This window comes from Streptomyces sp. NPDC088730, from assembly GCF_044751215.1.
In the GTDB taxonomy this organism is placed as follows: domain Bacteria; phylum Actinomycetota; class Actinomycetes; order Streptomycetales; family Streptomycetaceae; genus Streptomyces.
In genome coordinates this window covers 371,897-385,415 of record NZ_JBIVLK010000003.1, presented here as the reverse complement: position 1 = coordinate 385,415, position 13,519 = coordinate 371,897, and the positions used below count along the sequence as shown (strand labels likewise).

The window sequence follows — 13,519 nt, the reverse complement described above, 5'->3', positions numbered from 1 at the left end:
GCAGCACTCCGTGCGGCGTCCACCGGCCCATCCACGAGGCCCGGACGTCTGGGCATCCGGTTCGGTCGAGCCGGATGCGCTGTCGGCAGGTCCTCGGACTCGGGGTGCGCAAAAGCACACCGAACACACCGTTGCGGGACAGTTCCGGATTCGCACCGGATTTCCCTGCGGCGACAGCGAGCATGAGCATACATGTGGGGGCCGCCGGATGAGGCAGCCCCCACATGTTGTGTCGCGTGACCGATCAGGAGACCGCCGGGAACTCCAGGCGGTACGTCAGGAGCGAGAGTCCCTCGATCGGATACCAGTCCCTTTCCGGGGTCCGGACGAAGCCGAGGCGCCCGTAGATCCTATGGGCCCCGCGCATGGCCGGCTGCGTCGACAGGACGATTCCGGTGACCCCCGCGGTGGTCCGCGCGCGGTCGATGCAGGCCCGGACGAGCGCCTCGCCCGCCCCGGCGCCGCGGGCCTCGCGGGAGACCGCGAGCATCCGGAACTCGGCCTCGTCCGGCGTCGCGATATCGGCCCAGCGGTTGCCCGGCGGCGCGTAGGTGACCCCGCCGAGGACGCGGCCCCGGGCGTCCGCCGCGACGAGCACCTCGGCCTCCTCGGCCCGCCGGGGGACGTCGCGCAGCTGTACCAGGTACGGATCGTCGTCGCCGTAGTCCAGCAGCCCGTCCCCGAGATAGGCCTCGGCGGTGATCTCGCCGAGGGCTGCGTACTCGGCGGGCTCGACCGGCCTGATGGTTATGTCCATGCAGGGGAGTCTGCCGCACCCGCCGGGCGGCGACGGCACGGGGTTTTCCGCCGGACGCGCGAACGGGCCGCCGCACCCCCACGGGCGGGGGTGCGGCGGCCCGTTCACCTCGGTCAGTGACCGCCCGGGGCCCCGGCCGTGGCCGGCGGGAGCTCGGTCTGCACGCCCGGGTCGCCCGCGTCCGCGGTGTAGTCGCCGGGAGAGGTCTCGTCGAGCCCGGCAGGCGCCTTCAGGGCGTTCAGGACGAAGGTGAGGACGACGGTCACCACGATGTTCAGCACGAACGCCGTGAGGCCGATGTAGCCGATCTCACCGATGCCCGGGATCTCCTTGGACGAGCCGCCGAAGTGCGCCTGGGTGGGGCTGGCCACCCCGTAGGCGGCGGCCGTCCCGTAGACCATGCCGGCCGCCCAGCCCGCGAGCAGCGCCCAGCGGTGGAACCACCGGGTGAACAGGCCGCCGACCAGGGCCGGCATCGTCTGGAGGATCCAGATCCCGCCGAGCAGCTGGAAGTTGATCGCGACCGTCTTGTCCATGGTGAGGACGAAGGCGAGCGCGCCGACCTTCACCAGCAGCGACACCAGTTTGGAGATCCTGGTCTCCTGGGCGGGCGTCGCGTCGGGCTTCAGGAAGTCCTTGTAGATGTTCCTGGTGAAGAGGTTCGCCGCCGCGATCGACATGATCGCCGCGGGGACCAGGGCGCCGATGCCGATGGCGGCGAACGCCACGCCCGCGAACCAGTCGGGGAACATGTCCTCGAACAGCTGCGGGATCGCCAGCTGGCCGTTGTCCACCTTGACCCCGGCGGCGATCGCCATGAAGCCGAGCAGCGCGAGCAGGCCCAGCATCAGCGAGTACAGCGGCAGGATCGTGGTGTTGCGGCGGATCACGTTGCGGCTGCGGCTGGAGAGCGTCGCCGTGATCGAGTGCGGGTACATGAAGAGCGCCAGCGCCGAGCCCAGTGCCAGCGTGGCGTAACCCCACTGGCCGTCCACGCCGGGCGCGAGCGCGCCGGTCGGCTTGGAGCCCGGCGGGCCGTTGAACTTCTCCTGCGCGGCGGCGAAGATGTCGTCGAAGCCGCCGAGCTTGATCGGGATGTAGATGATCGCCACGGCGATGACCAGGTAGATCAGCCCGTCCTTGACGAACGCGATCAGCGCGGGCGCCCGCAGTCCCGAGGAGTACGTGTACGCGGCGAGCACCGCGAACGCGATCAGCAGCGGCAGGTCCTTGATGAACCAGTGGGTGTTCTCGCCGCCGCCGACGCCCATCACGTCCAGCACCGCCTGGATGCCGACGAGCTGGAGCGCGATGTACGGCATGGTGGCGAGGATGCCGGTGACCGCGACGGCCAGCGAGAGCCCCTTGGAGCCGAACCGGCCGCGGACGAAGTCCGAGGTGGTGACGTAGCCGTGCTTGTGCGAGACCGACCACAGGCGGGGCAGGAAGGTGAAGATCATCGGGTACACCAGGATGGTGTAGGGCACCGCGAAGAAGCCCGCCGCGCCGGCCGCGTAGATCGCCGCGGGCACGGCGACGAAGGTGTACGCGGTGTAGAGGTCGCCGCCGAGCAGGAACCAGGTGACCCAGGTGCCGAAGGACCGTCCGCCCAGGCCCCATTCGTCGAGGCTGGCCTCGTTCTCCGCCTTGCGCCAGCGGGCGGCCATGAAGCCGACGACCGTGACGGCCAGGAAGAAGAAGATGAAGACGCCGAGCGCGATGCCGTTCACGCCGTCCTTCATGCGGACGCACCCCCCTTGCGGGCGCGCTGGTCACGCTGCCACAGCTTGTACGCGACCATCGTGAGTGCGGTCGAGATGAGCACCCAGAGCATCTGGTACCAGTAGAAGAACGGGATGCCGATGAAGGTCGGGTCGACCTTGGCGTACGAACTCACCCAGAGCATCGCCACGAACGGTGCGATGAGGCAGAGGGCGATGACCACCCGCACGGGGGTGACCGTGGGCGGCTCTGCTCCTGGGTCCGGCTTTCCTTCTGGTTCTTCCGGCATGGCGGCGACTCCGTCCCCTCGCTGATCACCGATGTAATGCGCAGGAAATCTAGGCGAGGGTCCCGGCCAGCGTCACCCCCTGTCCGCATTGCGGTCCGGCAACGGTCGTCCGTCCGGCGGCGGCTCGCCGTGGCGGTCCGCGGCGTCGGAGAAGTGGTGCAGACCAATGGTGGTACGAAGCCACTGGTCCGGGCGCGGGAAGGCCCCCGTGGAAGCGGTTCCACGGGGGCCGTCGGAGTGTGCCGCTATCAGTCCAGCGGACGCTTCAGACGGGCCACGAACTTGTAGCGGTCGCCCCGGTAGACCGAACGGACCCACTCGACCGGCTCGCCCTGCTCGTCCAGCGAGTGCCGGGACAGCATCAGCATCGGCAGGCCCACGTCCGTGCCGAGCAGTCCGGCCTCGCTCGGGGTGGCGAGCGAGGTCTCGATGGTCTCCTCCGCCTCGGCCAGCCGCACGTCGTACACCTCGGCCAGGGCCGTGTAGAGCGAGGTGTACTTCACCAGCGAACGCCGCAGCGCCGGGAAGCGTTTGGCCGAAAGGTGGGTGGTCTCGATCGCCATCGGCTCACCGCTCGCCAGCCGCAGCCGCTCGATCCGCAGCACCCGGCCGCCGGCGGTGATGTCGAGGAGCCCGGCGAGTGTGTCGTCGGCCGTGACATAGCCGATGTCCAGCAGCTGGGACGTCGGTTCCAGTCCCTGGGCGCGCATGTCCTCGGTGTACGAGGTGAGTTGCAGGGCCTGCGAGACCTTCGGTTTGGCCACGAAGGTGCCCTTGCCCTGGATGCGCTCCAGCCGGCCCTCGACGACCAGCTCCTGGAGCGCCTGGCGCACGGTGGTGCGCGAGGTGTCGAACTCGGCGGCCAGGGTCCGTTCCGGGGGCACCGGGGTGCCGGGCGGCATCGTGTCCGTCATGTCGAGGAGATGTCGCTTCAGCCGGTAGTACTTCGGAACGCGCGCGGTACGCGTGCCCGCGCCCGTATCGTTCTCCGCACTGCCCCCGTCGACGCCCATGGCCCGCCTTCCCGACTGCTGCGCTGCTGCCGTCACCGGCTCCTCCGTCTGTCGCGGCTCACATGGTGGCACGGTCCGGTCACGGCTCGTCGCCCTCCCTCAGATGTCGGTCCTATAACGGACGCGAGTGCACTTCTTATACACCCTTGACACCCCTAAAGGTCTAGGCCAAGCTCCCGGTACTGGTCTAAACCATTAAAGACCAGGTTCCAGCCCCAGTAGTACTCGTCGACGCTATTTGTGCGGTGGGCGGGGGTTGCAGCATCCCTGAGGAGGGTGGCGTGAAGCGCAAGCTCATCGCGGCGATCGGCGTCGCGGGCATGGTGTTCGGCATGGCGGCCTGTGGTTCTGACGACGACAGCGGCGACGGCAAGAAGGCTGGTGCCGAAGGATACGCGGGCCAGACCCTGACGGTCTGGACGATGTCCGGCTCGAACCCGCCCGGTTGGACCAAGACGGTCACCGACGAGTTCGAGAAGAAGACCAAGGCCAAGCTGAAGATCGAAGTCCAGGAATGGAACGGTATTCAGCAGAAGGTCACCACGGCCCTCTCCGAGTCCAACCCGCCCGACGTGCTGGAGATCGGTAACACCCAGACCCCCGCGTACGCCAAGACCGGCGGTCTCGCCGAGCTCGGTGACGTGAAGAAGGAGATCGGCGGCGACTGGGCCGACGCGGTCAACGCCCCCTCGGTCTTCGACGGCAAGCAGTACGCCCTGCCGTGGTACTTCGGCAACCGCGTCGTCATGTACAACAAGAAGGTCTTCAAGGACGCCGGTATCACCGAGACGCCGAAGACCCGCGCGGACCTCTTCAAGGCCTTCGACGCCATCAAGAAGAAGGGTGACGCCGAGCCGATCTACCTGCCCGGCCAGAACTGGTACTTCTTCGACGGTCTGCTCGTCGGCCAGGGCGTCGAGCCGGTCAAGAAGGAAGGCGACAAGTACGTCTCCAACCTGAGTGACCCGAAGGTCGCCGCGGCCATGGACGTGTACAAGCAGTACCAGTCCTACTCCAAGGCCCCCAAGGACAAGGACGAGGCCACCCCGCAGCAGGCCCAGGTCTTCGCCAAGGGCAAGACCGGCGCCATCATCGCGATGGGCTACGAGGCCGGCACGGCCATCGAGGCCAACCCGAAGCTCAAGGACGACATCGGCTTCTTCACCATCCCCGGTGAGACCGCCGAGAAGCCCGAGGGTGTCTTCCTCGGTGGCTCCAACTTCGCCGTCGCCGCGGGCAGCAAGAAGCAGGACCTCGCCAAGGAGTTCCTGCGGATCGCCCTCAGCGAGAAGAACGACGGCGCCCTCGTCAAGGAGGCCGGCTGGACCCCGAAGTCCGAGGCCGGACAGAAGTACGCCGTGGGCCAGCCCGCCGCCGAGGCCGCCGGCCCCGCCGCCGCCAAGTCCGGTGGTACGACGCCGCTGATCCCCGAGTGGGCCCCGGTCGAGAACCCGCCGAACCCGATCAAGAACTACATGACCCTGGTCCTGCAGGGTAAGTCGTCCGCCGATGCCGCCAAGAAGGTCGAGGGCGAGCTCAACAAGCGCCTGAGCCAGCAGCAGTAGTAGCAGCAGCGCGACACACTCCGGGGCGGCGGGCATCCACCCGCCGCCCCGGCTGTACGCACCGTTCCTGTAGGGCTCTGTTGGAAGTGATGACGAGCATGGCAGTAGAGACCAATCCGTCGGACGTGGCTAAGACAGCCGCAGGCCGGGGGCCCGGCGGGCAGCCACCCGCCGCACCGGGTGGGAAACGCAGGCGGAAGCTGGGCGCGGGGACCGCGGCCTATCTGCTGCTCGTACCCGCTCTCGCCGTGACGGCGCTCCTCCTCGGCTACCCCCTGGTGAAGAACGGCATGCTGTCGTTCCAGAACCTCAATATGGGGCAGCTGATCCAGCACGTCACCGAATGGAACGGGTTCAAGAACTACACGGAGATCCTCGGCGGTGAGGACTTCTGGCGCGTCACCCTCCGCACCATCGTCTTCACCGGCGCCAACGTCGCCCTGATCATGCTGTTCGGCACGCTGATCGGACTGCTGCTCGCCCGCCTCGGCAAGCGGATGCGGCTCACCCTGATGCTGGGCCTCGTGCTCGCCTGGGCCATGCCCGTCGTCGCGGCGTCCACCGTCTACCAGTGGCTCTTCGCCTCGCGGTTCGGTGTCGTGAACTACGTGCTCGACCACATCGGCTTCCACTCCATGGCCGAGTACAACTGGACCGGCTCGCAGCTCTCCACCTTCTCCGTGGTCGGGCTGCTGATCGTCTGGCAGTCGATCCCCTTCGTGGCGATCAACCTCTACGCCGCCACCACGACGATCCCCAAGGAACTCTACGAAGCCGCCTCGCTCGACGGAGCCGGCAACTGGAAGAGCTTCACCCAGGTGACGTTCCCGTTCATGCGGCCCTTCCTCTACGCCACGACCTTCCTTGAGGTCATCTGGGTGTTCAAGGCGTTCCCGCAGCTCTTCACCATCAACGAGGGCGGCCCCAACCGCCTCACCGAGACGCTGCCGATCTACGCCTTCGTCGAAGGGGTCGGAAACCAGCACTACGGCATGGGCGCCGCGATCTCGCTGCTCACCATCCTGATCATGCTGGGGCTGACCTCGTACTACCTCCGCATCGTTCTCAAGCAAGAGGAGGACGAGCTGTGAAGCGCTCACTGCTCGGCCGCATCTGGCCCAACGCAACGGCGATCGTCCTCTTCGCCGCCTTCGTCTTCCCCGTCTACTGGATGTTCAGCACGGCGTTCAAGCCGACCGGTGACATCATCACCGAGAAGCCGGTCTGGTTCCCGACCGACGTCACGTTCGAGCACTTCAAGACGGCGTACAACGCGCCCGACTTCCTCACGCTGGTCAGGAACTCGCTGACCGTCACGCTGCTCGCGGTCGTGTTCTCCCTGATCATCGCGCTCTTCGCGTCCTTCGCCCTGGCGCGAATGCGGTTCAAGGGCCGCAAGAGCATGATCCTGGTCTTCATGATCGCGCAGATGGCCCCGTGGGAAGTCATGGTCATCGCGATCTACATGCTGGTCCGCGACGCGGACATGCTCAACAGCCTGGTCCCGCTGACCCTCTTCTACATGGTCATGGTGCTGCCCTTCACCATCCTGACGCTGCGCGGCTACGTCGCCGCCGTGCCGAAGGAGCTGGAGGAGTCCGCCATGGTCGACGGGTGCAGCCGCCCGCAGGCGTTCGTCAAGGTGATCCTGCCGCTGCTGGCCCCCGGTCTCATGGCGACCTCGCTCTTCGGCTTCATCACGGCGTGGAACGAATTCCCGCTCGTCCTCATCCTCAACAAGGATCCCGAGTCCAAGACGCTGCCGCTGTGGCTCTCCCAGTTCCAGAGCCAGTTCGGCGACGACTGGGGCGCCACCATGGCGGCGGCCTCGATCTTCGCGGTCCCGATCCTGATCCTCTTCGTCTTCCTGCAGCGTAAGGCCGTCAGCGGTCTCACCGACGGTGCCGTGAAGGGATAACGCCACCCATGACCACCCTCGTACCCACCACGGACACCGTCACCCGCGACGCACTCGCCGTCCTGCAGCCGGGGTTCACCGGCACCACGGCACCGGACTGGCTGCTGCGCCGGATCGGTGAGGGCCTCTCCTCCGTCGGGCTGTTCGGCCGCAACATCGAGACGCCCGGACAGCTCACCGCGCTCACCGCCCAGCTCCGCGCCGAACGCGACGACGTGCTCGTCGCGATCGACGAGGAGGGCGGCGACGTCACCAGGCTGGAGGTGCGGCACGGTTCCTCCTTCCCCGGCAACCTGGCGCTCGGCTCCGTCGACGACACCGCGCTGACCCGGGCCGTCGCCCAGGAGCTGGGCCGCCGGCTCGCGGAGTGCGGCGTCAACCTCAACTGGGCGCCGTCCGCGGACGTCAACTCCAACCCCGGCAACCCGGTCATCGGCGTACGGTCCTTCGGCGCAGACCCGCAGCTGGTCGCCCGGCACACCGCCGCGTACATCGAGGGCCTCCAGGCCGCCGGTGTCGCCGCCTGCACCAAGCACTTCCCGGGGCACGGCGACACAGCGGTCGACTCGCACCACGCGCTGCCGCGCATCGACGTGGACCTGGAAACCCTGCACGCCCGTGAACTGGTGCCTTTCCGGGCGGCGATCGCGGCGGGTTCCAAATCGGTGATGAGCGCGCATATCCTGCTTCCCGCGCTCGACCCGACCCGCCCGGCGACGCTGAGCCCGCAGATCCTCACCGGTCTGCTGCGCGAGGAGCTGGGCTACGACGGACTGATCGTCACCGACGCCGTGGAGATGCAGGCCATCGCCTCGACGTACGGGATCGAGCGCGGCTCGGTCCTCGCGATCGCGGCGGGCGCCGACGCGCTCTGTGTCGGCGGCGGCCTCGACGACGACAGCACGGTGCTCCGGCTGCGCGACGCGCTGGTCGCGGCGGTCCGTTCCGGTGAGCTGCCCGAGGAGCGGCTCGCCGACGCCGCCGCCCGGGTACGGGCCCTCGCGTCCTGGACGCGAGGGGCCAGGGGGGCTGTCCCGGAGCCGGGCGCGGCAGTGCAGGAGGGGACCGCGCCCGGCACCGGGGACAGCAAGGGCATCAGCGCCGACATCGGCCTGATCGCGGCCCGCCGCGCACTCGTGGTGACCGGCCCGGCCGAACCGCTCACCGGCCCGGCGTACGTCGCCGCGCTCACCCCGGTCGCGAACATCGCGGTGGGGGACGAGACCCCCTGGGGCGTCGCCGCCGAACTGGCCCGGCTGGTGCCGGGCACCGGTACGGCCACCTACGGCGACGAGCACGAGAGCCTCGCCGCGGATGTGCTGCGGGCGGCGGGGGACCGGCGCATCGTCGCGGTCGTCCGCGACGCGCACCGCCACCCGTGGATGACGGAGGCCCTGGACGCGCTGCTGGCGGCGCGTGCGGACACGATCGTGGTCGAGATGGGCGTCCCCCAGGCCGAGCCCCGGGGAGCCTTCCACATCGCCACCCACGGAGCCGCCAGGGTCTGCGGCCTGGCAGCGGCCGAGGTCATCACCGCCGTCTGACCCCCTCCCCAATCGCCGGACGGCCACATCAAGCCCGTCCGGCGATTGAGGGCAAGCCCCCGGGCACGAGGGCTCCCGCGCGCATCAAGCCCGTCCGGCGATTGAGGACGAGCCCCCGGGCACGAGGGCTCGCGCGCACATCAAGCCCGTCCGGCGATTGAGGGCAAGCCCCCGGGCACGAGGGCTTCCGCGCGCATCAAGCCCGTCCGGCGATTGAGGACAAGGCGTCCGCCACGACGCACCCGCACAGACGTGGGAGGGGCCGGACACCCCGCAGGTGCCCGGCCCCTCCCACGTACCGCAGAAGACTAAATACCCTGCCACAGCGGCTTCGCCGCATACGTGGCGCGGAAGTAGTCCGCCAGCTTCAGCTTCGACGCCGCCGCCTCGTCGACCACTATCGTCGCGTGCGGGTGCATCTGGAGCGCCGACGCGGGCACCACGGAGGCCACCGGCCCCTCGACCGTCGCCGCCACGGCGTCGGCCTTGCCCTCGCCCGTCGCGAGCAGGATCGGGTGGCGGGACTCCAGGATCGTGCCGATGCCCTGGGTGATCACGTGGTGCGGCACCTGTGAGATGTCGTTGTCGAAGAAGCGCGCGTTGTCGACCCGGGTCTGCTCGGTCAGCGTCTTGATCCGGGTACGGGAGGCGAGCGAGGAGCACGGCTCGTTGAAGCCGATGTGCCCGTCGGTGCCGATGCCCAGCAGCTGGAGGTCCACCCCGCCGGCCTCCGCGAGCGCCTTGTCGTACGCCTCGCAGGCGGCCTGGACGTCCTCCGCCGAGCCGTCGGGGCCCATGAACGAGGCCTCGGAGAGGCCGAGCGGCTCGACGACCTCGCGCAGGACCACGGAGCGGTACGACTCCGGGTGGCCCGCCGGCAGCCCGACGTACTCGTCGAGCTGGCAGATGCGGGCGCGCGAGGCGTCCACGGCACCTGAGCGGACCTTGTCCGCCAGCGCCTGGTAGATGGGCAGCGGGGTCGAGCCGGTGGCAACGCCGAGAAGGGCGTCGGGCTTACGGCTCAGCAGGGTGCCGATGGCCCCCGCGATCAGTTCGCCGCCTGCCTTGGCGTCCGGGACGATGACAACTTCCACGCGGGGCCTGCCGATCTGGAGTGAATCATGTGGTATAGACCAATCAAAGTCCTAATCTAGCAGACCTCGTCCACCCGGACGAAGCCCCCGGGTACCCGTCGGACGAACAGCGGGCGGCGCGTCCGCAATCCCGCCGGGTGCCGTCCGCTGGCGGCCCCTCGATGCCCCGTGTTCGACTTGGACCGGTCCCAGCCGACGCATCGGTACTTCACCGGGAGGCACCAGACATGTCCGCCACGTACCCGGCAGACGAGGGCGAGCTGCCCGGCCGGATCATGTCCGGCGAGATGGGCGAGCAGCCCGCGATGCTCCGCCGCATCCTCGACGACGGAGCCCCCGCCATCCGCGCGGTGGCGGCCGAGATCGCCGCGCGCAGGCCGCGCTTCGTCCTGCTCACCGCCCGCGGCACGTCGGACAACGCCGCGCTCTACGCGAAGTACCTGATCGAGATCACGCTCGGACTGCCCTGCGGTCTGGCCTCGATGTCCACCACCACCGCGTACGGCGCGAAGCCGGACCTCAAGGACGTCCTGGTCATCACCGTCAGCCAGTCCGGCGGCTCGCCCGACCTGGTGGCCTCGACCAAGGCCGCGCGGGAGGCCGGTGCGGTGACGCTGGCCGTGACCAACAACCCGGACTCGCCGCTCGCCGCGGTCTCCGAGTACCACATCGACATCCTGGCGGGACCGGAGAAGGCGCTGCCGGCCACCAAGACGTACACCGCCTCGCTGCTGTCGCTGTACCTGTTCGTGGAGGGGCTGCGCGGCGGCGACGGTGCGGCGGCCGCGGTCCTGCCGGAGCTGGCCGAGGCGGTCCTGGCCCGCAAGGACGAGGTCAGGGCGCTGGCTTCGCGCTACCGCTTTGCCGAGCGCATGGTCATCACCTCGCGCGGCTACGGCTATCCCACGGCCAAGGAAGCCGCCCTGAAGCTGATGGAGACGAGCTACATCCCCGCCCTCTCCTACTCCGGCGCCGACCTGCTGCACGGCCCCCTCGCCATGGTCGACAACATCTCCCCGGTGATCGCCGTGGTCACCGACGGCCGGGGCGGCGAGGCACTCCAGCCGGTGCTCGACCGGCTGCGCGGGCGGGGCGCCGACCTCTTCGTGGTCGGCCCGGAGGCCCAGGTCCAGGCGGCCTCCGCGGGCTTCGTGCTGCCGACCGCCGGGGTCGCGGAGGAGGTCCAGCCGATCCTGGAGATCCTGCCGCTGCAGATGCTGGCGTACGAGGTGACGATCGCGCGGGGCCAGGACCCGGACGCTCCGCGGGCGCTGGCGAAGGTCACGGAGACGCACTGAGAGGCGCCCCGGGAAACACCCGCGGGCCACGGCGCCGGGCCGGGACCCTCAGCCCGACCAGCACCGCAGCCCGGAGTAAGACCGCCCGCGGGCGGTCAGTCGGGCCGGCGGTGTGCGGTGCCCCCGGCCCGGGAGAGGTACCGGCGCAGTCAGGGCAGAGAGCGCGGGTACCTCGTTCCGCTCTCCTGTGCGGGGAGAGCGGAGGCTCTGTCTTCTGCATTGTGGACTAGACCATTCATGCCTGTCCATCCATGGGACGCGGTAATTTCCGGTCCTCCACCCCACACGGGGGGCCGGGCCCTCCGGTTCGGTACCTGTCCGCATCCACAGGTACGCTCGCACGCGTGCCCTCCATGAACGACCTCGTCCGCCAGCAGACCGCCCTGAGTGACACCGACCTCGAGTGGCTCCATCTGCTGGTCTCGGAGTGGCAACTGCTCTCCGACCTCTCCTTCGCCGACCTGGTCCTCTGGGTCCCCACCCGCGACGGCACCCGCTATGTGTCCGTCGCCCAGATGCGGCCCAACACCGGCCCCACCTCCTACCAGGACGACATGGTCGGCCACCTGGTGCCGCGCGGCCGCCGCCCGCTGCTGGACGCGGCGCTGGACGAGGGCCGGATCGTGCGCGAGGGCGACCCGGAGTGGCGCGAGGAGGTGCCCGTACGGGTCGAGTCGATCCCCGTACGCAGGGAGGGCCGGGTCCTCGGGGTGATCGCCCGCAACACCAACCTGCTCACCGTCCGCACCCCGTCCCGCCTGGAGCTCACCTACCTCCAGTCCGCCTCCGACCTGGCCCAGATGATCGCCGCCGGGTCCTTCCCGTTCCCCGGCCAGCAGGTCGACATGGACGCCTCGCCGCGGGTCGGTGACGGGCTGGTCCGGCTCGACGCCGACGGCGTCGTCCAGTACGCCAGTCCCAACGGCCTCTCCGCCTACCACCGCCTCGGGCTCGCCTCCGACCTCGTCGGACAGCACCTCGGCGGGATCACCGCCGAACTCGCGCCTTCGCGGGGCCCGGTGGACGAGGCACTGGTCAAACTGGCCAGCGGTTACGCGCCCCGTGAGTTCGAGGTCGAGTGCACGGGCGGGGTGATCCAGCTCCGGGCGATCCCGCTCAAGCCCAAGGGGGTCCGGATCGGCTCCCTGGTCCTGCTCCGCGACGTCACGGAACTGCGCCGCCGTGAGCGCGAGTTGATCACCAAGGACGCCACCATCCGGGAGATCCACCACCGGGTGAAGAACAACCTCCAGACGGTGGCGGCCCTGTTGCGGCTGCAGGCCCGCCGGATGGACTCGGAGCAGGGCCGCGAGGCGCTCAACGAGGCGGTACGGCGCGTCGGTTCGATCGCCATCGTGCATGAGACGCTGTCCCAGAATCTGGACGAGCGGGTGGAGTTCGACGAGATCGCTGACCGGGTCCTCGCCATGGTCGCGGAGATCTCGCCGGGCAAGGTGACCTGCCGCCGGACGGGACGCTTCGGCATCCTGGACGCGGAAGTGGCCACTCCGCTGGCCATGGTCCTCACCGAAGTGCTGCAGAACGCCCTGGAGCACGCCTTCGGCGTCGCCGAGTCGGGGACGGTCGAGGTCTCCGCGGTCCGGGGCGGTTCGCCCACGGAGGCGCGGCTGCTGATCACCGTTCAGGACGACGGCTGCGGTCTGCCCGAGGGGTTCGACCCGCAGCGCACCGGCAATCTCGGGCTCCAGATCGTGCGGACGCTGGTGGAAGGTGAGTTGAGCGGGACGTTCGGCATGGTGCCGGCGCCGGAACGCGGCACCCGCGTCATCCTCGACATCCCGGTCCGCGCCGACAAGTAGTCGTCGAGCGAGCGGCCGACAAGCGGCAGCCGTAGCCGCCGCCCGGACCGGAGCGGCGGGACAGCAGAGAGCCCGGACCGTTGGTGAACGGTCCGGGCTCTCTGGTCAAGCATGCGCTTCGGGGGTACTGCGCGCTGCGACTCGGGGGAGGGCGGGGTGATGCGTACGCTCTGTACGCGCCGCCGGGCTCAGGTTCGTAGCGGTGGCGTCGGTCAGGCGCTGGCGTTGCGCGCCCGGTTGCGAGCGGCGCGGCGCTTCATTGCGCGGCGCTCGTCCTCGCTGAGGCCACCCCAGACACCCGAGTCCTGGCCGGACTCGAGCGCCCACTGCAGGCACTGCTCCATGACGGGGCAGCGACGGCAGACGGCCTTGGCTTCCTCGATCTGCAGCAGCGCAGGACCGGTGTTGCCGATGGGGAAGAACAGCTCCGGGTCTTCCTCACGACAAACGGCGTTGTGACGCCAGTCCATGGCTGCTACCTCTCCTTGGTATACGTACT

The 13,519-nt window shown here is 69.4% G+C and carries 12 protein-coding genes and 1 riboswitch; of the genes, 6 read left to right on the top strand and 6 right to left on the bottom strand.

Going from position 1 to position 13,519, the window contains the following annotated elements; translation table 11 throughout:
- Positions 1-66 precede the first annotated feature (66 nt).
- Positions 67-224: riboswitch (cobalamin riboswitch) on the bottom strand.
- Between the two features lie 20 nt (positions 225-244).
- From ACIP89_RS13650 to ACIP89_RS13635, 4 genes are all read right to left on the bottom strand, one after another.
- Entirely contained in the window at positions 245-757 is a 513-nt protein-coding gene (locus ACIP89_RS13650) for a GNAT family N-acetyltransferase (RefSeq protein WP_401920663.1), read from the bottom strand.
- A gap of 113 nt (positions 758-870) precedes the next feature.
- Positions 871-2,499: a monocarboxylate uptake permease MctP gene (mctP, locus tag ACIP89_RS13645; protein WP_402114962.1), complete on the bottom strand. Its 1,629-nt coding sequence runs from the start codon at positions 2,497-2,499 to the stop codon at positions 871-873.
- Positions 2,496-2,768, bottom strand: a complete 273-nt coding sequence (locus ACIP89_RS13640; protein ID WP_401927716.1) for a DUF3311 domain-containing protein — start codon at positions 2,766-2,768, stop codon at positions 2,496-2,498. The genes mctP and ACIP89_RS13640 overlap by 4 nt, the downstream gene beginning before the upstream one ends.
- Positions 2,769-3,016: 248 nt before the next feature.
- Entirely contained in the window at positions 3,017-3,781 is a 765-nt protein-coding gene (locus ACIP89_RS13635) for a GntR family transcriptional regulator (protein ID WP_401921063.1), read from the bottom strand.
- A 281-nt stretch (positions 3,782-4,062) separates the two neighbouring features.
- On the opposite strand from ACIP89_RS13635, the gene ACIP89_RS13630 reads away from it, so the two are divergent.
- From ACIP89_RS13630 to ACIP89_RS13615, 4 genes are all read left to right on the top strand, one after another.
- A complete protein-coding gene (locus ACIP89_RS13630; protein WP_401920658.1) occupies positions 4,063-5,346 on the top strand; it encodes an extracellular solute-binding protein in 1,284 nt (427 codons plus the stop codon).
- Positions 5,347-5,444: 98 nt separating this feature from the next.
- Positions 5,445-6,437, top strand: a complete 993-nt coding sequence (locus ACIP89_RS13625; protein ID WP_402114958.1) for a carbohydrate ABC transporter permease — start codon at positions 5,445-5,447, stop codon at positions 6,435-6,437.
- Positions 6,434-7,264: a carbohydrate ABC transporter permease gene (locus ACIP89_RS13620; RefSeq protein WP_401920656.1), complete on the top strand. Its 831-nt coding sequence runs from the start codon at positions 6,434-6,436 to the stop codon at positions 7,262-7,264. The genes ACIP89_RS13625 and ACIP89_RS13620 overlap by 4 nt, the downstream gene beginning before the upstream one ends.
- A gap of 8 nt (positions 7,265-7,272) precedes the next feature.
- Positions 7,273-8,808: a glycoside hydrolase family 3 protein gene (locus ACIP89_RS13615; protein ID WP_402114955.1), complete on the top strand. Its 1,536-nt coding sequence runs from the start codon at positions 7,273-7,275 to the stop codon at positions 8,806-8,808.
- 308 nt (positions 8,809-9,116) lie between these two features.
- Here the strand turns inward: ACIP89_RS13615 and nagB are convergent, their stop codons facing one another.
- Positions 9,117-9,902 (bottom strand): glucosamine-6-phosphate deaminase, encoded by a 786-nt coding sequence (nagB, locus tag ACIP89_RS13610; protein WP_402114953.1) that lies wholly within the window; start codon positions 9,900-9,902, stop codon positions 9,117-9,119.
- 227 nt (positions 9,903-10,129) lie between these two features.
- Here nagB and ACIP89_RS13605 point away from each other — a divergent pair, with 227 nt between their 5' ends.
- Both ACIP89_RS13605 and ACIP89_RS13600 read left to right on the top strand, forming a co-directional pair.
- Complete coding sequence (locus ACIP89_RS13605) at positions 10,130-11,200, top strand: SIS domain-containing protein (protein WP_402114951.1); 1,071 nt, start codon at positions 10,130-10,132, stop codon at positions 11,198-11,200.
- A 353-nt stretch (positions 11,201-11,553) separates the two neighbouring features.
- Positions 11,554-13,020: a sensor histidine kinase gene (locus tag ACIP89_RS13600; RefSeq protein WP_402115210.1), complete on the top strand. Its 1,467-nt coding sequence runs from the start codon at positions 11,554-11,556 to the stop codon at positions 13,018-13,020.
- Between the two features lie 212 nt (positions 13,021-13,232).
- Here the strand turns inward: ACIP89_RS13600 and ACIP89_RS13595 are convergent, their stop codons facing one another.
- Positions 13,233-13,490, bottom strand: a complete 258-nt coding sequence (locus ACIP89_RS13595) for a WhiB family transcriptional regulator (RefSeq protein ID WP_003953983.1) — start codon at positions 13,488-13,490, stop codon at positions 13,233-13,235.
- Between the last annotated feature and the right edge of the window lie 29 nt (positions 13,491-13,519).